This window comes from Vreelandella aquamarina (assembly GCF_900110265.1).
Classification (GTDB): Bacteria; Pseudomonadota; Gammaproteobacteria; order Pseudomonadales; family Halomonadaceae; genus Vreelandella; species Vreelandella aquamarina.
Genome location: NZ_FODB01000034.1, coordinates 19874 through 40084 on the forward strand (window position 1 = coordinate 19874; position 20211 = coordinate 40084).

Annotated in this window: 14 protein-coding genes; 8 read left to right on the top strand and 6 right to left on the bottom strand. The window is 60.9% G+C overall.

Translation table 11 applies throughout. The features are described 5' to 3' along the window. Positions 1–219 precede the first annotated feature (219 nt). From recD to BMY49_RS10625, 4 genes are all read right to left on the bottom strand, one after another. Positions 220–2550 carry an exodeoxyribonuclease V subunit alpha gene (gene recD, locus BMY49_RS10610; protein WP_089675551.1) on the bottom strand — a complete coding sequence of 777 codons (2331 nt, stop codon included), beginning with the start codon at positions 2548–2550 and terminating at the stop codon, positions 220–222. Beyond that, positions 2547–6221, bottom strand: coding sequence for an exodeoxyribonuclease V subunit beta (gene recB / locus BMY49_RS10615; RefSeq protein WP_089675552.1), 3675 nt, complete (start codon positions 6219–6221; stop codon positions 2547–2549). Before recB ends, recD begins: the two co-directional genes overlap by 4 nt. A 112-nt stretch (positions 6222–6333) precedes the next feature. Next, positions 6334–6870, bottom strand: a complete 537-nt coding sequence (locus BMY49_RS10620; protein ID WP_054641496.1) for a hypothetical protein — start codon at positions 6868–6870, stop codon at positions 6334–6336. Further along, complete coding sequence (locus tag BMY49_RS10625) at positions 6867–7175, bottom strand: nucleotidyltransferase domain-containing protein (RefSeq protein WP_062362969.1); 309 nt, start codon at positions 7173–7175, stop codon at positions 6867–6869. Before BMY49_RS10625 ends, BMY49_RS10620 begins: the two co-directional genes overlap by 4 nt. A gap of 183 nt (positions 7176–7358) precedes the next feature. Here BMY49_RS10625 and pncB point away from each other — a divergent pair, with 183 nt between their 5' ends. Beyond that, on the top strand, positions 7359–8555 hold the full coding sequence (gene pncB / locus BMY49_RS10630; protein WP_089675553.1) for a nicotinate phosphoribosyltransferase: 1197 nt from the start codon (positions 7359–7361) through the stop codon (positions 8553–8555). 65 nt (positions 8556–8620) lie between these two features. Beyond that, on the top strand, positions 8621–10207 hold the full coding sequence (locus BMY49_RS10635) for an ATP-binding protein (RefSeq protein WP_089675554.1): 1587 nt from the start codon (positions 8621–8623) through the stop codon (positions 10205–10207). A gap of 13 nt (positions 10208–10220) precedes the next feature. Here the strand turns inward: BMY49_RS10635 and recC are convergent, their stop codons facing one another. Further along, the gene (gene recC / locus BMY49_RS10640) at positions 10221–13775 is read right to left on the bottom strand and encodes an exodeoxyribonuclease V subunit gamma (RefSeq protein ID WP_089675555.1); all 3555 of its coding nucleotides are present in this window, start codon (positions 13773–13775) and stop codon (positions 10221–10223) included. Between the two features lie 144 nt (positions 13776–13919). Between recC and BMY49_RS10645 the strand changes: the two genes are divergently transcribed. The 4 genes from BMY49_RS10645 (at position 13920) to chrA (ending at position 17609) form a co-directional block, all read left to right on the top strand. Further along, complete coding sequence (locus BMY49_RS10645; protein WP_039176121.1) at positions 13920–14240, top strand: type II toxin-antitoxin system RelE/ParE family toxin; 321 nt, start codon at positions 13920–13922, stop codon at positions 14238–14240. Continuing rightward, positions 14237–14530, top strand: a complete 294-nt coding sequence (locus BMY49_RS10650; protein WP_244154952.1) for a helix-turn-helix domain-containing protein — start codon at positions 14237–14239, stop codon at positions 14528–14530. Before BMY49_RS10645 ends, BMY49_RS10650 begins: the two co-directional genes overlap by 4 nt. Positions 14531–14625: 95 nt before the next feature. Continuing rightward, positions 14626–16311, top strand: coding sequence for a dihydroxy-acid dehydratase (gene ilvD, locus BMY49_RS10655; RefSeq protein ID WP_089675556.1), 1686 nt, complete (start codon positions 14626–14628; stop codon positions 16309–16311). A 101-nt stretch (positions 16312–16412) separates the two neighbouring features. Beyond that, positions 16413–17609: a chromate efflux transporter gene (gene chrA / locus BMY49_RS10660; protein ID WP_089675558.1), complete on the top strand. Its 1197-nt coding sequence runs from the start codon at positions 16413–16415 to the stop codon at positions 17607–17609. Positions 17610–17658: 49 nt separating this feature from the next. Here chrA and BMY49_RS18020 read toward each other — a convergent pair whose 3' ends face one another. After that, entirely contained in the window at positions 17659–17931 is a 273-nt protein-coding gene (locus tag BMY49_RS18020; RefSeq protein WP_062362957.1) for an XRE family transcriptional regulator, read from the bottom strand. A 217-nt stretch (positions 17932–18148) separates the two neighbouring features. Here BMY49_RS18020 and purE point away from each other — a divergent pair, with 217 nt between their 5' ends. Both purE and BMY49_RS10675 read left to right on the top strand, forming a co-directional pair. Beyond that, positions 18149–18667 (top strand): 5-(carboxyamino)imidazole ribonucleotide mutase, encoded by a 519-nt coding sequence (gene purE / locus BMY49_RS10670; RefSeq protein ID WP_054645228.1) that lies wholly within the window; start codon positions 18149–18151, stop codon positions 18665–18667. 33 nt (positions 18668–18700) lie between these two features. Further along, the gene (locus BMY49_RS10675) at positions 18701–19831 is read left to right on the top strand and encodes a 5-(carboxyamino)imidazole ribonucleotide synthase (protein ID WP_044628530.1); all 1131 of its coding nucleotides are present in this window, start codon (positions 18701–18703) and stop codon (positions 19829–19831) included. Positions 19832–20211: the final 380 nt, after the last annotated feature.

Consider the following 20211-nt stretch of genomic DNA (forward strand, 5'->3'; position numbering starts at 1 on the left):
CCACTGCTGATGCCTACTAGAGCCAGACAAGACGATAAAATATTTACAAAGCATAAAGAATCGTTCTTCTGCCCGTTGAAGAAAAAGTCTAAATATTAATGTTCTAGAATAATCCACTGGAATATAAGGGAATCTGTTAATTGTTATTGGTCTGCATACAGTCTTGTTCTACGTCCTGTCCGTTTTGGCCGAAGGCTGGCACCACTAGAACCAATGGTTTTAACCCCCAACCCCACTAACCCTAACCACCTCTCTCACCACCGCCTCATTCAACACCCCGCGCTTGGCTTCCACCACTGTGAGCCATTCGCGGGCGCGGGTGATGCCGGTGTACACCAGCTCGCGGGTCAGAATGGGGTTTAGGGTGGGCGGTAGCAGTAGGGCGGTGTGCAAGAACTCCGAGCCTTGGGATTTGTGGACCGTCATCGCAAACACGGTTTCTACTGCGTGCAGGCGTGAAGGCAGCACCCAGCGGATGGGCTTGTCGGTGTCGCTGGCGGCACTTGATGAAGGAAAGGCGACTCTTAATAGCTTCTGCTGCGGGTTGCGCGGGTCGGGCACGGCCAGGGTAATGCCGATATCGCCGTTCATCAGTTTCAGGCCGTAGTCGTTTTGGGTCACCAGTACCGGGCGGCCTTCATACCAGCCTTTCTCCAGCGTGTAGTCACTGCCGAACAGCAGCTTTTCGCTACGCAGCGTGCTGGCGATGCGTTGGTTTAATCCTTCTACGCCCCAGGGGCCTTTGCGAAGCGCGCACAGCAGTTGGAAGTGGCTGTAGGCGCTGAGCACTTCGCTGGCCCAGGCGTTGTAGGCGGTTTGGTTCTCCTCGAACGACGCCCCCCGTGGGCGCTGTGCGTGCAGCACGTTGAGGTAGTGGCGGTAGCCGGTGGGCGGGGCGATGGGTTGGCCCTGGTGGTCGGTGCGGCCTTCGCCGTTGCCCGCAAAGCCGTTGGGGCTGCCGTGAATCACCAGCTTATCCAGCGGGGTGTCGTCATTCATCACCAAATGATGAATATCCGAGTAGCCGTGGCGCAGCACGGCCGTGACCGCCTGCTGCTTTTCCCGTTCGCTTTGCGCATGGCCCGGCTGGTTAATGGCTTTTGCCAGCTGGCCGATGCCGCTGTGTTCATTGAAGCGGTGGCTAACCCGCAGCATGGTAATGGCTTGGTCGAGTGGTTGGCCTGCGGGGTCGATGAACTCGGCTGGCAGCGGTTTACCGGTGGCCTGGGCTAGCCATTCGGCGGTGGCCGGGGTGTAGTGGGCGTCGTCGGCGCGGCGGCATAGGTCGCCGAGTACCGAGCCTGCCTCTACCGAGGCGAGCTGGTCTTTATCCCCCAGCAGTATGCACTGGGCGTGGGCGGGCAGGGCGCTGAGGGTCGCGGCCATCATTTCGATATCCACCATCGAGGCTTCGTCGATCACCAGTACGTCCAGGGCCAGCGGGTTGGCGGCGCTGTGGCGGAAGTGGCGGGTGTCGGGGCGTGCGCCGAGCAGGCGGTGGAGGGTGGTGACTTCTGTGGGGATGGTGGCTTTTAGCTGTTTTGTGGCTGAATCGTCGCGAGCTAAAGCTCCCTCCCACAAGATTCCCTCCTGCTTTGCCTCTTTCAACAAAGTGGTTAGGTCAGTGAAGGGGAGTTTTGCGACTTGCCCGGCGATGGATTCGTTCAAGCGGGCGGCGGCTTTGCCGGTGGGGGCGGCTAGGCGGATGCGCAGCGGCTGGCTGGGGTGCTGGGCCAGTTGCAGGGTTTGCAGCAGGGCGAGCAGACGCACCACGGTGGTGGTTTTGCCGGTGCCGGGGCCGCCGGTAATGATGCCGAAGCGGCTGCGGGCAGCCAGGGCGCAGGCGGTTTTTTGCCAGTCTAGGCCGTTGCTTTGCTTGAAAAGGATGTTCAGGGCTTGGGGGAGTAACCCAGGGTGACTGGCGTCACCCGTCGCCCAATGAATTGGCCTCCCACCTTTGCTTTCTGTGCCTGTACTTGCTGTGTCTATGTTTTCTAAACCAGTGCTGGTCGTTTCCAGGCGTGCGGCGATGTGTTGGTGCAGGCTTTGCTCGTACTGCCAGTAGCGGCGCAGGTAGAGCCGCGTGTTGGGGGTGCCGTTGGCTGAGTGAGTGGTTACTACTACCAGCGGCGTGTTGCCAGGGCCTTCGCTGGTGAGCAGCGGGTGGTGTAGGGCGGCTTGCCATTCGCTGAGCGTGAGCGTGGCCAGCACGTCGCTGGGCAGCGGCGGTGGGTCAGTGAGGTCGTCCCCTTCGGGTGGTAGCGAAAGGGCGAAATCCGGCGCGTTGAGCGTGGCGTTAATATCCAGGCATACGTGGCCGCGGCCTAGCTGGTGGCTGGCCAGCGCTGCCGCCAGTAGCAGCAGCGTGGGGGCGTCCGGGGCTTCACTGGCGAGAAAGCGCACCAGGGCGCGGTCTAAATCCCGCAGCCAGCCTCGCGCTACCCAGCGTTCACACAGGGCCAGCAGTTCCGGAGTGCTGCTGAGTGCCGGGTGGGCGCTGGCGGCTTCGCCGAACATATCGAAGGTGTGAGTATCGTGCTGGCGGCTCATGCCGTGGCCTCCTGCTGGGTGGCGTGTGGCTCGCCTGCAAACAGGCTATCCAGGGCTTCGATGAGTTCAACCGGGGCGGGTTCGCCCACCACGCCGCGCCCAGGGCTGCGGCTGCCGCGTAGAAATACCGTCATCGAGCCGCCCAAATGCTGGTGCGGGTCGTAATCCGGCAGTCGTGCTTTTAACAGCCGGTGCATGGCGAGTAAGTAGAGCGCGGCCTGTAGGTCGTAGCGTTTGGCGAGCAGCGCGTGGCGCAGGGCCTCGGGTTCGTAGGCGCTGTCGTTGGGGCCTAGGTAGTTCGATTTCCAGTCCAGCACGTAAAAGCGCCCCTGGTGCTCGAAGGCCAAGTCAATGAAGCCTTTCAGCATGCCGTTCAGGGTGTCGGCATCCAGCGCGGGGCGCTCTACTCCTGGCAGTAAGTGCTTGCTCACCAGCGCATCAATGGCCTGGGTGTTCACCCGCTTGGCGGCAAACCAGAACTCTAGCTCTACTTGGTAGCTTTCTAACTCATTCAGCGCCACGCTTTGCGGGGTGGGCGCGGCCAGCGGTAGCGGCGTGGTGAGCAGGGCGCTTAGCCAGCCCGCCAGCGGCTCTTGCCACGCCTGCCAGCCGCGTAGCTGCACCCGCCGCCACAGCATATCGTTGAGGGCGTCCATATCGTTGGCGGCGGTATCGAAGCCTTGCTTGCCCGCCCACTCCAGCAGCCCGTGCAGAAAGGTGCCGGGGCCGGGGCCACGGGGGAATTTGTGCAGGTGATATGCTTCCGGTTGAGATAGATCCCGTGGTTCATCCAGCACTTCGAAGGCGGTGGCTTCCTGGGCGGTGGTGGGTTCCAGCGGTGGCAGTACCGGGGCGGTGAGCGTGCCGGAAAGCCGCAGCGCGGAGTAGCTGGCAATCCACCAGTGCTCTTTGGCGGGGCGCGTGGGCGTGCGGGCGTGGCCCAGCGCACTGTTTTGCTCCACGGTGGCAACGCGCTCTGCAGTGGGTGCGGGTGGCTGGTGAATCTGTATCTCGCTGCCTTCCACCAGTTTATCGAGTGCGTTATTGAGCGCCTCCGGTGAAAGGGCATTGCCGCCTTTTAGCAGGTAGCCCAGCGCGCTGTTCTCCAGGCCTTTCAGCGGGGCCAGCCCCAGCCAGGTGGCGTGGCGGGCGCGGGTAAGCGCGACGTAGAGTTTGCGCAGGTCTTCCCCCAGCCGTTCGCGGTCGGCGGTGGCGAGTATCGTGTCATCCGCTTCTAAGCTGAGCTGTAGGTTGCCTTCGCCGTCGTGCCAGCGCAGCGGTACGTCCTCGGCTTTGACCGGGCGGTGGTTGGCGATGAACGGCAGGAACACCAGTGGGTACTCCAGCCCTTTGGATTTGTGGATGGTGACTACTTTGACCAAATCCGCGTCGCTCTCCAGGCGCAGCTTGTGGCTGTCGCCGTGGCTTTCCGGGTCGGCAATGGCGTCAAACAAAAAGCGAATCAGCGCGTGTTCGCCGTCCAACTCGGCGCTGGCCTGTTGCAGCAGTTCGCCCAGGTGCAGCAGGTCGGTGAGCAAGCGCTCACCCTCTTCAAACTCCGCCAGCAGGCGAGCGGGAATATTGAAATCCACCATCATGCGGCGCACCAGCGGCAGCACGCCCTGGCGCTGCCACAGGCGGTGGTAGTGGCTGAACTGCTCGACTCGCGCTTCCCAGGCCAGCTCGTTCTGCTGCAGGTGGTCCAGCTCGGCAAGGCTGAGCCCCAGCACTGGGGTGGCCAGCGCGGCGCGCAGGTGCGCTTCAGCCTGGCGGGAGCTAGCCAGCGGTTCGGCGCAGGCGCGCAGCCAGCGCTCTACCTGGGCGGCCATGGGCGAGCTAAATACCTTATCGTGATCCGAAAGATACACGCTCTTCACCCCTCGGCTAGCCAGCGCTTGGCGAATGGCGCGGGCTTCCTGCAGGCCGTTTACCAGTACTGCCATATCGGAGGGCTTGAGCGGGATGAGCGTATCGTCGGTTTGAAAGCCGCTCTTGCCGTGTTGGCCTGCGCTGAGCAGTTCCGCCATGTAGGAGGCGCAGCGTTCGGCCATCTCGGTTTGGTAGGCGGTTTTGGAGAGCGGCTCGTCGGCTTCCAGCGGCCAGAGCGTCATGGCGGGCAGCGGCTGGCCTTGGTGAACAAGCCGTTCGTGGCGGCCTTTGGCCTCTACCGGCAGAAACGGCAGCGGGTTGTCGCCGCCTTCTTCGCGGAACAGAAACGCCCCGGCCGGGTGCTCATCGGCGTAGCGGAAGCAGTGGTTCACCGCCTCTACCATGGCGCGGCTGGAGCGGTAGTTGGTGCCCAGCGTTACGTGGCGGCCTGCGGTATCTTCGCGGGCTTTTAAGTAGGTGAAAATATCCGCGCCGCGAAAGGCGTAAATGGCCTGCTTGGGGTCGCCGATCAGCAGCATGGTGGCGTCTCGGCGGGGCTTAGCGACCTCATACACCGCGTTGAAAATGCGGTACTGGATGGGGTCGGTGTCCTGGAATTCGTCGATCAGCGCCACGGGGAACTGGCGCAGTATCTGCGCGGCCAGGGCCTCTTTGTTGGGGCCTTGCAGGGCGCGGTCCAAATGGGTGAGCAGGTCGTTAGGGCCCATTTCGGCGCGTCGCTCTTGCTCCCGCTCCAGGCGCACTTTGCACCACTGCACGGCGTGAATCAGCAGGTCATTACGCGGCTCGGGCAGGGCGTTCAGTGCGGCGGGCAGCTCGGCCAGCGCTTCCCAGGCAGCCGGGCAAGGGGGCGCGCCCTCTTTCCATATCTCGGCCATGCCGTCTGGGGTGAGGCGTTTCCAGGCGGCATCGGTGAGTGCGGGGCGGGTGGCGTCGCTGTCGCACCACTCCCGCAGCGCGCCTAGCCAGTTGGCACGGCTTTTGGCGTTGAAGCTTTGGCCTTTGAAGGCTTTGCGCTTGGCGGCGTCTTCTAGTGCGGGCACTAGGTCATCCAGCCAGGCAGGCCAGGGGGCTTTTAACTCGGTTAGGCGTGCGCTGCGTTCGGCCTGGGCGGCGCTTAGGGTTTGCTCGGGGGCGGGGCGCGGGCTGCCCAAGGCCTCGCTTTCGGCCAGCAGTTTGCGCACTTGCCCGTGGAGCTGGTCCGGCGATTTCCAGTAGCCGGTAATGCTGCCCAGCGCTTCGGCGTCCAGCGGGTAGTAGAAGGTGCGCCAGTAGTCGCGCACTACCTCCTGCTCCAACTCTTGCTGGTCGTTTTCCAAATTGAGCGAGAACAGGCTGCCGCTATCGAAGGCGTGCTCGCGCAACATGCGGTAGCACCAGCTATGAATAGTGGAAACGGCGGCTTCGTCCATCCACTCGGCAGCCAGCTCTAAGCGGCGGGCGCAGGCGGGCCACGTGGCCTCGGGGTATTGGCTGCGCAGTGCTAGAAGCAGTGAGTCTTCACCCTGATGACGAAACACCGCCGCCGCTTCCACCAGCCGGTGGCGGATACGTTCGCGTAATTCTTGCGTGGCGGCGTTGGTAAACGTGACCACCAGGATTTCCGGCGGGGTGAGCGGGCGTACGAAGGCGGTGTCGTCTTCACTGTGCTGCCCGCCCAGCACCAAGCGCACATACAGCAGCGCAATGGTGAAGGTTTTCCCCGTGCCCGCGCTGGCTTCAATCAAACGGCTGCCGTGAAGCGGCAGCGTCAGCGGATTCAGCGGGGCGGGCTGGCTCATTCTCATTCTCCGAACATCACGGCAGGCGGAAAGCAAAGCGCCTTTGGCGGGTAGCCAAAGGCACCGGCACTATATCGCGTTGCCAAGAGCTGGGCAAAAGAGCAAAGCAGCGTTAGAGGCTGGTTTGAAAGACTGTGTCGAATTCGTTAGAGAAGTCTTGGGTGGCGGGAAAAATGCCCAATTGTTCAGCACTCCATGTCACTAGTCTTTTTGAGGTAACAAGGAGAACGTCGGCAAGTTCGTTCAGCAAGTTAAAGTGCTCTGCTATTTGTGCATAGTGCGTCGAGTAATCATGAGCGGCAATATTGCGAATAGCGCGGCAGCGCTGCCAGTCACTGGTAGCGTCCACGACGCCCTGCTTTTCGAACAGCGAAAGGACTTTGAGAAAGCTGTCAGTAGACTCCCCTGCCAACAGAGCGCTGTGCCGCATAGCAGAAGCAATGGAGTCCTGTAGCTTGGCAAACCGCTCATTGATAGCGGCCAGTGTTTCAAAAAGGTCGACATCTTTTTTATGGTCGGCTAACCAATCACCGTCCAAAGGCCATGTGACTTTTTTGCGTGATTGATGAAGAAACCAAGCGCAGCGCTGAATGGCTTCAAGCAGCTGCGCCAGATAGCGCTGCTGTTCGCTAAGTACATCCTGGCTCATGCGGCTACCTCAAGCGTCATTGGCCGTGACTGGGCGAGTGCAATGGCTTGAAACGGAGTAGGTTCAGCTGTTGTGACGTAGGTCACGATATCGAACGGTAGCTGGAGGCGTTGTTCTAGCGCCATTTTGAGCTCAGCACAGGCGAGTAGCGGGATGGCGTTGGGGGATATAAGCAGCAGATCGACATCGCCGCCTCGCTTACTATCATCTAGCCGCGAGCCGAAAACATGCACTGCCACCGAAGGCCCCACAAACTCACGGACGCCTGACAGAATAAGCTCGCGCTGTGATTGCGAAAGACGCATGGAGTCCGCTCCTAGTGATAAACCGGTGTTTAAATGGTAGCACTCTACTCACGATAGCAGATAGCCGCTCTCCCACCTGCTAGCCATAGCAAACAGGGGTTAGGCTGTGAGGTATCGTCGCCAACTGGTAATCTAGCGGGCTAGCCGCTCTTGGCGATCTGTTGATGCTGGTGAAGGGATCTCATGCTGACCTCGCTTCTGGATAACGATTTTTACAAGATCACGATGCAGAATGCCGTGATCAAACGCTTCCCCTATGCCCATGCCCGCTACGCGTTTATCAATCGTGGCGAGCATGCGTTTCCTGAGGGCTTTGGTGAGGCGCTGCGCGGTGAAGTGGATCGCATGGCGACGCTGCGCTTGTCGGATGAAGAGAAGCGCTACCTGCAAACCACCTGCCCTTACCTAGACCCTACCTATCTCGATTTTCTCGCGGGCTTTCGTTACGACCCCAGCGAAGTGACGATCGAGCAGCAGGGCAGCGAGCTGTCGGTGGTGATGGAAGGCCCGTGGTACCGCACCATCTTGTGGGAAGTGCCGCTGATGGCGCTGATTAGCGAGCTTTGGTACCAACTGCGCGGCGTGGGGGTATCGGAAGATGACGAAGCGCTCATCGAGCAGCGCACGCGAGAGAAAATCGAACTGTACCGCCAGCACGGGCTGAAGATTGCCGAGTTCGGCACCCGTCGGCGCTTCTCGTTTGCGGTGCATGACCGGGTGGTGGAAGCGCTGCGCCACTACGGCGGGGAGGCCTTCAGCGGCACCAGCAATGTGCTGCTGGCCATGCGCCACGGGGTGAAGCCCATTGGCACCCACGCCCACGAGTGGTTCATGTTCCACGGGGCGCGTTTCGGTTTCAAAATGGCCAATAGTTTGGCGCTGGAGCACTGGGTGGATGTGTACCGGGGGGATTTGGGCATCGCGCTCACCGATACGTTTACCACGCGGGCGTTTTTCGAGAGCTTCGACAAGAAGTTCGCCAAGCTGTTTGACGGCGTGCGCCACGATAGCGGCGACCCGATCGAGTTCGCCGATGCCACCATTGCCCATTACCAGCGCCTGGGCATTAACCCGCTGAGCAAAACCATTATCTTCTCCGATGCCCTCACCCCTGAAAAAGTGGAGCGCATTCGCGCCTTCTGCCAGGGGCGCATTGGCATGGCCTTCGGGATTGGCACCAACTTCACCAACGATATTGGCGTGGCGCCCATGAACATGGTGATCAAAATGGTCGAGGCCCGCCCCGAAGGGCAAGGCTGGCTGCCGGTGGTGAAACTGTCCGATGTGCCCACCAAGAACACCGGCGACCCTGAGATGATTGCGTTGGCGAAGCGTATTTTATCGCTGGGTGGAAAGGGGGATGAAAGCTCGCCCACCTAACGCTGCCAGAATCCGCCGCATGCTAAACTGTGTTTTGTATCGCACTTTTTGTTCTGGAGGCCGCCGTGCAGGATGCCCATCGCCGTAAGCTCCCCATCGGGATTCAGACGTTTTCGGATATCCGCGAGGGCGGCTATTACTACGTCGATAAAACCCCGCATATCGAGCGCTTGGTCAACCAGAACAAGTACTACTTTCTCTCGCGGCCGCGCCGCTTCGGCAAAAGCCTGTTGCTGGATACGCTACGCTGTCTGTTCGAGGGCCGCCAGGCGCTGTTCGAAGGGCTCCATATTCACGACAGGTGGGACTGGCAACAGCGTTACCCGGTCATTCGTATCAGCTTTGCCGATGGCGTCATGCAAAGCCGTGAAGAGCTCGATGAGCGTATTCGTGATCAGCTCCGAGTGCAGCGTGAGCGGCTGGGCATTACCCAACACCCCAAGACGGATATTCCCGGTGAATTTTCTACCCTGATTCGCAGCGCCCACCAGCAATATGGCCGGCGGGTGGTGGTGTTGGTCGACGAATACGACAAGCCGATTCTGGATAACATTCTTGAACCTGAGCGTGCTCGGGAGGTGCGCGAAGGCCTGAAGAACCTCTACAGCGTGCTGAAAGACGCCGATCCTCATTTGCACTTCGTGCTGCTCACCGGGGTTTCCAAATTCAGTAAGGTGAGCTTGTTTTCGGGGTTGAACAACCTCAACGATATCACCCTGGATGCTCACTTAAGCACAATCTGCGGTTACACCGACGAAGACATCGATACGGTGTTCGCGCCGGAGCTACCCGGCTTGGATCGTGAAGCCATTCGTCAGTGGTACAACGGCTACCGCTGGGGCGGGTGCGAGGTGGTGTCCGTTTACAACCCCTTTGATGCGCTACTACTGTTTCAAAAGCGCGAGTTCGCGCCGTACTGGTTCGAGTCTGCCACGCCAACGTTTCTGGTCGATATTCTCAAGCAGCGGGGGGTATTTACGCCTTCGTTGGACCGCTGGGAAACCGAGTATGAGATGCTTAGCCAGTTCGATGTGGATCAGATCAGTACCGAAGGCCTGCTGTTTCAAACCGGCTACCTGACCATCCAGCAGGTAGAGGAGCCGCTGTTGGGATACCGCCAGTACACGCTTGGCTTCCCTAACCGTGAAGTCGAAACCAGTCTCAACCACGCCTTGTTGCCATCGCTGGGGGTCGAAAATGCCCCACGCGAACGCAGGACGCTGTTTCGCCATTTAAGCCAGCATGACCTGGTCGGCCTAGAAGCGCACTTAAAGGCGCTCTATGCCGGACTCCCGCACGACTGGTATCGCAACAACCCGATTGCTCGCTACGAAGGCCATACTGTCTCGAAGATCTATGCCAGCGTGTTCTACAGCCATTTCGCGGCCCTTGGCCTGGATGTGACGGTGGAGGATGCCAGCCACCACGGCAAGGTGGATATGAGCGTGGATTTTGGTGGGCATATCTACCTGTTCGAGTTCAAAGTGGTGGAGCAACTGCCGGAAGGACAGGCGCTTACGCAAATCAAACAGAAGGGATACGCTGACAAATACCGCGCCTCCGGCAAGCCCATACACCTGATCGGCGTTGAGTTCTCCAGTGTCAAACGCCAGATCGTGGCGTTCGATGTGGAAACGCTCGACGCTATGTAACACCCTCGCTGCTTTACCCCTTGACGGCCTGATGAAGCGGCGCGTAGAGCGCGTCCACCAGTGTGGCAAAAGTATGTCCGTTGGCCTGCTCGAAAAACAGCCGCTCGAATCGGGGCCACTGGTGGCTTAAATACGCGCTTTGCGCGGCTTCGCCGGTAACCTTGTAACCCCCTTCATAGGCGGCTTCGGCGGCAGCAAAGGCGTCGCTGTCTCGGCCTTTCTCCTGCGCTATTTCCGGCGTGCCTTGCTTGGCCAGCCAGGCAAAACCGGCCTGTGAGGCCAGCGGCAGCGGGGTTTGCAGGCCCGCTTGCCAGGCGGCGAGCTGGGTTTCCAGATGCTGGCGGGCGGTGTCGGCGGCCACGGGTTCCAGCGTGACATGCCCGGCTTTGGAAAGTAGCAGGGTGGTCATCGGGCCGCTGAGGTTGCCTGCCAGGTGGGCTACCCAAGGGCGCAGCAGGTGGCTCCAGCGGTACTGGCCGCGCCCGCTGCCCTGGCTGATCAGGCTGCTGCTGAGCAGCAGCAGGCGGCAGCGCTGGCCTGCCTCATCCTGGCGCAGCTCGCCCAGGGGTTCTTCCAGCGTGAGTCCGTGGGCCTCGAACTGCACCTGTGCGTCTGGCAGTGCGTGCGGCCACGTCGTGAGTGCTTCTTCGTAGGCGTTGAACAACTCTTCCATGGGGTCGGCGAGTGCTGCGCGCATGCGTTCGCCGAAGGCGCCCATGGCCAGCACGCCTTGGCCTTGAAAGCGCTCCAACGCGTCGTGCAGCGCCTCGATACGCGGCTGGCCGTTATCCACCGCGTGGCGCTGGGCGGCAATCAGTTGGTCTTGCAGCTGCCAGTTTTGCAGGCCATCCAGGGCGAAGGGCTCGGCGTCTAGCTCGGCGATGGTTTCCTGCTCGAAATAGACCCCCAACCGGGTATTGAAGAAGCTGCGCACCGGCTCGCGCAGAAAGCCGCCCAACTGCGCCAGCGAGAGGCTGGTGGGGGCGTTTTCCGGCGCGGGTAGCATGCGCTCCACCGCAGGCGGCGTGCGGGGGGCGTGCACTTCCCGCCATTCGTGGGCGTAGGTGAACAGGCGGCCCGCCGGGTGGTTGAAGTAAGCGCGGCTGAACGGCTGCAGCGGGTGTTCGGTGGTGAGACTTTCCAGCAGCGGAGCGCCGGTGTGCGTTTGCCAGCCAGCCTCCAGGTGGTCGCGCAACTGGCCCACCAGTACCGAGGGGGGCAGCGGGGAGTTGTCGATCTGGCTGCGGCCCATCCAGCTGATGTAGAGCTGGTCCCGGGCGGAGAGCAGCGCTTCGAGAAACAGGTAGCGGTCGTCTTCCCGGCGGGAACGGTCGCCGGGACGGTAGTCGCTGCCCATCAGGTCGAAATCCAGCGGTGGCTGGGAGCGGGGATAGTCGCCGTCGTTCATGCCCAGCAGGCACACCCGCTTGAAGGGGATGGCGCGCATGGGCATCAGCGTGGCGAAGTTGACCGCCCCGGCCAAAAAGCGCTGGGAAAGGCTGTGTTCATCGATTTGTGCCAGCCAGTGTTCGCGCACCATGGAGAGCGGCAGCGGGTCGTCGAGTTCTGCTTCCTGGCTGCTTTCCAGCATCTGCTGCAAGCCGTTTTCCAGCTTGGTGAGCATGATGCTTTCCTGGGCATCGTCGGTGAGGAAGAAGGTTTCCAGCAGCGCCCGCAGCCGCGCGACCCAGGTGGCCGCATCGGTGGGTTGGCAGAAGGTTTCCCAGGTGGCGTCGAGTTTTTCCAGCAGCGTGGCCAGCGGCCCTGCCAGGCCCGCTTCCAAGCCGCCAATATCATCGAAGGGCTCGATGCCTTGCCAGGCGTGGCCGTCGCCGACGGTGTAGCCCAGCAGCAGGCGGCGCAGGCCGAAGGCCCAGGTGTTCTGGCTCAGCCCGCCGGGCAGTTCCAGCCGCTGGCGCTGCTTGGCGTTGAGCCCCCAGCGGATGCCCGTGCCTTCCATCCAGCGTTCCAGCACCGGCAGGTCGCGCTCTTCCAGGCCAAAGCGCTGGCGCAGGGCGGGCACTTCCAGCAGGTCGAGCACATCGCTGACCGTCAGGCGCAGCTCTGGCAGGCGCAGCAGTTTTTCCAGAGCGATCATCAGCGGCAGGCGGTGGCGGCTGGCCTGGTCGGAGAGCGTGTAGGGAATATGCCGCGGGTCATCGGTGGGCAGCTGGCCAAATACCGCTTCGATGTGCGGGGCGTAGCGGTCGATATCCGGCACCATGACGATGATATCGCGCGGACGCAAGGCCGAGTCGGCGCTGAAGGCGGCCAGCAGCTGGTCGTGGAGAATCTCCACTTCCCGCTGAGGGCCGTGGGCGATATGGAACACGATGGAGTCATCGGCAGCGGGCAGTGCGGGCCAATGGGCTTGGGTTTCTGCCACCGGGCGCAGCTCGCGGATGTCGTCTTGCAGCTGGCTGAGCAGGCAGTGGCGCTCCTCGCCGCTGAACGGCTCGAACATATCGATGCGCAGCGCCTGCTGCTCGAATAGGGTTTGGTAGTTGCCCGCGTCGTCGTGCTCATCGAGCAGGCGCAGGTAGTCGCGGCCCTGCTTGCCCCAGGCGGCTAGCAGCGGCTGGGCGTGCAGGTGCAGGGCGTCATCGGCATCGCCGGTGCCCAGTACATCCAGCGCTTCGGGCATGCCGGTTTTGCGCCGCTGGCGGTAGCGCTGGGCGCGCAGCAGGTCCTTGTGCTCGATGATGTCCGCCCAGTAGAACTGGCAGGGGTTGTGCACGCACAGCACGATCTGGCAGCAGCGGGAGAGCGCCGCCAGGGCTTCCAGGGTTTGTTGGGGCAGCGACGAGATACCGAAAATGATCAGCCGACGGGGCAGCCCCGGCGGGCAGTCTTGGCCTTCCAGCTGCTCGGTGGCCTTCAAAAAGCGCTGGTGAACCTGGGCGCGGCTGCTGTTTAACCCGGCATCGCCTTGGGTGGCGGCCACATCGTCCCGCAAGATGCGCCATAGCGCGGGCTGCCAGCGCTGGTGCTCTTCCAAAGGGCGGTGCTCGCCTCGGGCGGTAATTAGCACGTCGTGGCCGTTAGCCCAGGCGTCCAGCCAGTCGGCACGGTAGACCTGGTACTGGTCAAACAGATCCGCCAGCCGCTCGGCCAGCTGGTAGTGCTTGCGCTGGTCACGGTCGGTTTCTAGAAACTGCGCCAGCGGCTCGAACACTGGTTGCCCGGCCAACGTAGGCAGCAGGCGCAGCAGCCGCCACACCAGGCGCGATTTATCGAACGGCGAGGTTTCCGGCACGGCGTCGGCATCGTGGGAAACGTGGGTGAGCACCCGGCGGTAGGCCTGCCATAAAAACCGCGCGGGCAGCATCACGTCCAGCGCCGCAGCAATACCCGCGCCGCCGTTGCCGGGGTCTTCCGCCAGGGCCAGCTTCAGCCACTGCCCAATGCCGTTGCTCTGGACCAGAATGGTTTCGTTCTCTAGCGGCCCCAGCGGGTGCCGCCGCATCCACTCCACCGCCAGCCCCCGCAAGTCCTCCAGCCGATTGGCGTGTACCACCATGAACCCGGGGGTGAGCGAAGTGGGGGAGAGCAGGGCATTGGCAGGCATACGGCGGCGTTCCTTCACGGCAATCGGCGTCACGGGTAGCAGTGAGGTTATGGTGCCATAAGTTGGGGGTACTCGCGTGTATCTGGAGTAGGAACTTTTATATGCCTTGGGTTATCATAAAAGATAACTTTGATGGGGCGGGCTATGGACTGGCAGGTTGAGTTTTACCCAGGTGTGGAAAAAGAAATTCTAGGCATGCCGCCTAAAATACAGGCCAGAATGCTCCGGTTGCTGGAGATGGTAGAGCAGCATGGTGCTCACTTAGGGCCTCCTCATACGGAGTCCATGGGTGACGGCCTGTTTGAAATTCGAGCAAAGGCACAAGAGGGGATTGGCCGTTCCTTGTTCTGTTACGTGCATGGGAAACATATTGTCGTTCTTCATGCATTCGTCAAGAAAAGCCAGAAAACGCCGCGTCAGGCGTTAACATTAGCGCGGACAAGACAGCGCGAGGTGCAGTCATGATGAACTTAAAGGCACTAAAAGAGCAGGCGCTTCAGAACCCTGAAGTGAAGGCGGAATATGAACGTCTGGCACCGGAGTTTGCGTTGGCCTCCACACTGATTTCTATGCGCCAGCGTGCCGGGTTGACCCAAGAAGAGCTTGCCAAACGCTTGGATACACAAAAAAGTAACATTAGCCGCTTGGAGCGGGGAAGCAGTAACCCCGGCTGGAAAACATTACAGCGCTATGCACACGCCTGTGGTTTTGAGCTGACGGTACATGTTGAACAACAAAAACAGCCAGCCCATTAAGCAGTCAACGCGCTGCAATATTGGAACTCTCCTTGCGTCATCGGCTTACCGCCGCCAAGCTGTGGCCTTTGCCATGCAATTGAGAGGAGTCCGTGATGACCGAGCCGACCAACCATAATACCCGCCGCCACTCTGCCCCGGTGGTGGATGGCCCCGGTAAAGCGGCTAGCCGCGCCATGCTGCGCGCCGTGGGCTTCAACGATGACGATTTTCAAAAGCCTCAGGTAGGTATCGCGTCTACCTGGAGTATGGTGACGCCGTGCAATAGCCATATTGGTGAGCTGGCGGAGCTTGCTCGGGATGGGGCCGATGCCGCCGGCGGCAAAGGCGTGGTGTTCAATACCATTACCATTTCTGATGGCATTGCCAACGGCACCGAAGGCATGAAGTACTCGCTGGTGTCGCGGGAGGTAATCGCGGATTCCATCGAAACCGTGGCGGGCTGCGAAGGCTTTGATGGCTTGGTGGCGATTGGCGGCTGCGATAAGAACATGCCGGGCTGCGTGATGGGGCTGGCACGGCTCGATCGCCCCAGCGTGTTTGTTTATGGCGGTACCATCATGCCCGGCAAGGGCCACACCGATATTGTCTCGGTGTTTGAAGCGATGGGCGCCCACTCCCGTGGCGACATCGACCTAATCGAGCTGAAAAACATCGAAGAGACCGCCATTCCTGGCCCTGGCTCCTGTGGGGGCATGTACACCGCCAACACCATGGCTTCGGCCATTGAGGCGCTGGGTATGAGCCTGCCGGGAAGCTCGGCGCAGAATGCCATCTCCCAAGAGAAACGCGATGACTGCAAAGCCGCTGGCGAAGCCGTGCTGGCGCTGCTGGCTCAAGACATCAAGCCTTCCGATATCATGACCCGCGAGGCGTTCGAGAATGCGATTACCGTGGTGATTGCCCTGGGTGGCTCCACCAATGCGGTGCTGCACCTGATTGGCATGGCGCGCACCATCGGTGTTGAGCTGACCCTGGCAGACTTCACCGAGATCGGTAAGCGCGTGCCGGTGCTGGCCGACCTGCGCCCCAGCGGCCACTACATGATGAGCGAGCTGGTGGCGATTGGCGGTATCCAGCCGCTGATGAGAATCCTGCTGGATGCTGGGCTGCTCAACGGCAACTGCTTAACCGTGACTGGTAAAACGCTGGCGGAGAATCTCGCTAACGTCGAGCCGTACCCGATGGATCAGCAAATCATCGCGCCGCTGGGTAACCCGATTAAAGCCGAAAGCCACCTGCGTATTCTGTTTGGCAACTTAGCGCCGGAAGGGGCGGTGGCGAAAATTACTGGTAAAGAGGGCACGCGTTTTAGCGGCTCGGCGCGGGTGTTTGGCTCGGAAGAGGAAGCCCAGGCACGCATCAACGATGGCACCGTAGTGGCGGGGGATGTGGTGGTGATTCGCTACGAAGGCCCGAAAGGCGGCCCCGGCATGCGTGAAATGCTCACGCCTACCTCAGCCATTATGGGCCGTGGCTTGGGCAACGATGTGGCGCTGATTACCGACGGACGCTTCTCCGGCGGCAGCCACGGTTTCGTGGTGGGCCATGTCTCCCCGGAAGCCTTCGACGGTGGCCCGCTGGCGCTGGTGGAAGATGGCGACCCGATCACTATCGATGCCGAAGCCGATACCATTGATGTGCATATCAGCGATGAAGAGATGATGCGCCGCCGTGCGGCCTGGCAACAGCCTGAGCCGCGCTATCGTAAAGGCGTGTTGGCGAAGTATGCCAAATTGGTCAGCTCGGCCAGTACCGGTGCGGTGACCGACCAAGAATAACCTGTGAAGAGTCACCGGCACGGTTAGGCTGTCACTAAGTCGTCAAGCGCAAGGCGTACCCTTAACGCCTTGCGCTTTTTAATGAGTAAACGGTGGGCACGATGGCGGTAGAGAATAAGATACGAGGACGAGCCAGCGAGGTTTTTTGGGCATTTTTAACGCTGGGGCTGACCTCCTTTGGCGGGCCGGTGGCGCACCTGGGCTACTTTCGTACGGCGTTTGTTGAACGCCGCCAGTGGCTCAGCGAGCAGGCCTACGCGGATTTGGTCGCGCTGTGTCAGTTCTTGCCGGGGCCAGCCAGTAGCCAGGTGGGCTTTGCCTTAGGGTTGATGCGCGCTGGCCCCTGGGGGGCGGCAATGGCGTGGCTGGCGTTTACGCTGCCCTCGGCCATCGTGTTGGTGCTGTTTGCATTGGGTGCCGCCGTGCTGGAGGGCCCGGTGGCCAGCGGCATCATTCACGGCTTAAAAGTGGTGGCGGTGGCTATTGTGGCCCACGCGGTGTGGGGCATGGCGCGCAACCTCTGCCCGGATAAAACCCGCACGGGAATTGCCCTGGCAGCGGTGTTCGCGGTGGTGCTGGTTAGCGGGCCGTTGGGGCAGGTGGCGGCGATTGTGCTGGGCGGCGTGGCGGGGCTGCTGCTTTGTCGCCAAAGCGCTGCAGCATCGTCTAGCGAATCGCTACACTTCCCGGTGACACGCCAAGCGGGCACGCTGGCGTTACTAATATTCGCGGGGCTGTTGGTGCTATTACCGCTGTTGGCGGCGAGTGCGGGTTGGTTGAACGTCGTCGATGCGTTCTACCGTTCAGGCGCGCTGGTGTTTGGCGGTGGCCATGTGGTGCTGCCGCTGCTGGAAGCGGAAGTAGTGCAATCGGGTTGGGTCACGGCGGATGAGTTCTTGGCCGGTTACGGCGCAGCGCAGGCGGTGCCAGGACCGCTGTTTACGTTTGCCGCATATTTAGGCGCGCTGTTGCCGGGAATTCCCAGCGTGATTGGCGCGTTACTGGCGCTGCTGGCGATTTTTGTACCGGGGTTTTTGCTGCTGGTCGGCGTGCTGCCATTTTGGAACCAGTTCCGCCAGTGGAGCAGTGCTCAAGCGCTGATGCGTGGTGCCAATGCGGCGGTGGTGGGGATTTTAGGCGCGGCGCTTTATCAGCCGGTGTGGACCAGTGCCATTCTTGGGCCGTACGAGTTCGTGCTGGCGTTGACGGGCTTTCTGCTGCTCACCGTGTGGAAGCTGCCTGCATGGCTGGTGGTCATCGTGGTGGCGTTAGGCGGCGTAATGATTCCGCCCCAGTAACCGGGGCGGGAAAATACTCAAGCGGTGAGAGTTAGCGGGGAGGTGGCTGCTATGGCGCCTCCAGCTCTAACGTGCGACGCAGGACATTAAGCTCGTTGATGTCCAGGTGCTCTAGCCTTCCGGCGAGCAGGTCGCTGATCTTTTGAACGGGTAAGCCAGCCTGGCGGGCTATTTCGCGGCTTCCCAGATCTGATACGGCGATCAGGCGGGTAATAATACGCATGAGGCGCGTACGTTTTTCTAGTTCCCTGACATCGAGGTCAGGGCTGCTTCGCGGAGGATCTAATGATTCTGCGTGAGCAGTTGAGTATGCCGTACTCATGTGACTCCATCAGTCGGAAATGACAAACACACAATGCCGCCAACTCACGCGGTTTTCAATGCCTAATTTGATGAAAATTTCACGCAGCGAGTAACATCCGCAAATGCCCGTGGCTCTGGTAAACTATGCGCCTTCCTATTTCTGAGTGAGCTGCGCACTGTGCGCGGCTTATGGACTGCTTTCTAGCTTAAATAGGCCGTTGGCCGAGGAGTTTTGCATGTCGAACAGCGCACCCAAGGTGGGCGTGATCATGGGGTCGAAGTCTGATTGGCCGGTCATGGAGCACGCGGTGGCGATGTTAGAGCGGTTGGGCGTTCCCTACGAAACCCGTGTGGTATCGGCGCATCGCACACCCGACCTGCTGTTCGAATATGCAAAAAGTGCCGCTGAGCGTGGCCTGCAGGTGATTGTGGCAGGCGCAGGCGGTGCCGCTCATTTGCCGGGTATGGTCGCATCACAAACGGCACTGCCGGTGCTGGGTGTGCCGGTGGAGTCTAAAGCGCTGAAGGGCTTGGATTCACTGCTTTCCATCGCCCAAATGCCGGGTGGTATTGCGGTAGGCACCCTGGCTATTGGCAAAGCCGGTGCCACCAACGCAGGCCTGCTGGCCGCACAAATTGTGGGTCTTCAGGACAGCGCCGTGCGCGAAGCTGTTGAGGCGTTCCGCGCCGAGCAGACCCAGTTGGTGCTGGATAACCCCGACCCGCGCCCTGACGTAGACTCCTCGGCCCAATAGGTAGCCATCATGAGCGCACAGAGTGCAAAACATATGATTGCAAAAAACATTGGTGTCCTCGGTGCAGGCCAACTCGGGCGTATGCTGGCGCTGGCAGGTTATCCGCTGGGCAACACCTTCACCTTTTTAGATACCACCGGTAACCCCAGCGCGGGTATCGGCGAGGTGATTGTCGACCCGGAGAACCAGCATCTGGCGGCGTTTCTGGATAAGGTCGATGTAGTGACCTATGAATTCGAGCACCTCCCCGTTGAGTTGGTAAAGCAGATTGAGCAGCACAAGCCGGTTTATCCCGGCAGTCGCGCTATTGCGGTGTGCCAAAACCGTGTAGAAGAGAAAACGCTGTTTGATCGCTTGGGTATTCCCACGCCGGCCTATCGCGTGGTGGAAAGTGCTGAGCAGCTCGCTGCCGCCGCCGCTGAGCTTGGTTGCCCGGTAGTGGCCAAATCAGTCACGGAAGGCTACGACGGCAAAGGGCAGGCGGTGCTGAAAGCACCGGAACAGGCTCAAGAGGCGTGGGACTCGATTGGCCATACGCAGCTCATCGTCGAGGCGTTTGTCGATTTTGTGCGCGAAGTATCGATGATTGCGGTGCGTGGCCGCGATGGGGAAGTGGTGTTCTACCCCATGGCAGAGAACCAGCACGTGGGCGGCATCCTACGCTACTCCGTGGCCCCACTGCCGGATTTAGACCCCAGCGTTCAACAAACCGCCGACAGCTACATTCGTGCGCTGCTGGATGAGCTGGATTACGTGGGCGTGCTGGCGCTGGAGCTGTTCCAAACCCGCGACGGCAGCCTGCTGGCCAACGAAATGGCCCCCCGGGTGCATAACTCCGGCCACTGGACGATGGATGGCGCGGCTACCAGCCAGTTCGAGAACCATCTGCGGGCAGTTCAAGGCTTGCCGTTAGGCGCAACCAACGCCATTGCGCCCACCTGCATGGTGAATGTGATTGGCCTGGAAGGTGATAACGCCGCGCTGCTGGCCATTGCCGACACCCACCTGCATCGCTATGACAAAGCCGAGCGCCCAGGGCGTAAGCTGGCTCACGTTAACGTCGTGGCGTCGAGTCACGCCGAGCTGCTTGAAAAAGTGCGTGCTTGTCAGGCGTTGATACCCGATGCGCCCCCCGTTGAGTGGAGTTTTGAATCTACGTTATGAACAACGAAGCCGCCTGAAAAGGCGGCTTTTTAATTGTGCGCCAGGCATGGCGCGCAGCGCCTTGACTGGCGCTATTCCTGAGGGTGGTGCCTCACAGGATGACTTGGGGGTGAAAGTCCCCTACGGACCCTGATAGCGGGAACCGTTAGCTGAACAGCAAGGGTGTCTGCCGCAAGGCAGAATCTGAAGGAAGCTGAAGGCAAACTCCCGGCCCGACGAACAGAAATCGCATACGAGGCTATCGCACCCGGGCGAGAGTGCAATGATCCTCAAAGCCCCATAGCTATCCGGAAGGGGCGATAGTAAATGCGGCGGGTAGGTGGGAGGAAGGTCGCGCGTCTTACCCTGGGAGGTCTGGTGGTCTGCCACGGTGCTACCGG

Bases quoted from the DNA above. Each gene is read 5' to 3' on its own strand.
- recD (WP_089675551.1), bottom strand. From the start codon at position 2,550: ATGAGCCGCCAGCACGATACTCACACCTTCGATATGTTCGGCGAAGCC.
- recB (WP_089675552.1), bottom strand. From the start codon at position 6,221: ATGAGCCAGCCCGCCCCGCTGAATCCGCTGACGCTGCCGCTTCACGGC.
- BMY49_RS10620 (WP_054641496.1), bottom strand. From the start codon at position 6,870: ATGAGCCAGGATGTACTTAGCGAACAGCAGCGCTATCTGGCGCAGCTG.
- BMY49_RS10625 (WP_062362969.1), bottom strand. From the start codon at position 7,175: ATGCGTCTTTCGCAATCACAGCGCGAGCTTATTCTGTCAGGCGTCCGT.
- pncB (WP_089675553.1), top strand. From the start codon at position 7,359: ATGCTGACCTCGCTTCTGGATAACGATTTTTACAAGATCACGATGCAG.
- recC (WP_089675555.1), bottom strand. From the start codon at position 13,775: ATGCCTGCCAATGCCCTGCTCTCCCCCACTTCGCTCACCCCCGGGTTC.
- BMY49_RS10645 (WP_039176121.1), top strand. From the start codon at position 13,920: ATGGACTGGCAGGTTGAGTTTTACCCAGGTGTGGAAAAAGAAATTCTA.
- BMY49_RS10650 (WP_244154952.1), top strand. From the start codon at position 14,237: ATGATGAACTTAAAGGCACTAAAAGAGCAGGCGCTTCAGAACCCTGAA.
- ilvD (WP_089675556.1), top strand. From the start codon at position 14,626: ATGACCGAGCCGACCAACCATAATACCCGCCGCCACTCTGCCCCGGTG.
- chrA (WP_089675558.1), top strand. From the start codon at position 16,413: ATGGCGGTAGAGAATAAGATACGAGGACGAGCCAGCGAGGTTTTTTGG.
- BMY49_RS18020 (WP_062362957.1), bottom strand. From the start codon at position 17,931: ATGAGTACGGCATACTCAACTGCTCACGCAGAATCATTAGATCCTCCG.
- purE (WP_054645228.1), top strand. From the start codon at position 18,149: ATGTCGAACAGCGCACCCAAGGTGGGCGTGATCATGGGGTCGAAGTCT.
- BMY49_RS10675 (WP_044628530.1), top strand. From the start codon at position 18,701: ATGATTGCAAAAAACATTGGTGTCCTCGGTGCAGGCCAACTCGGGCGT.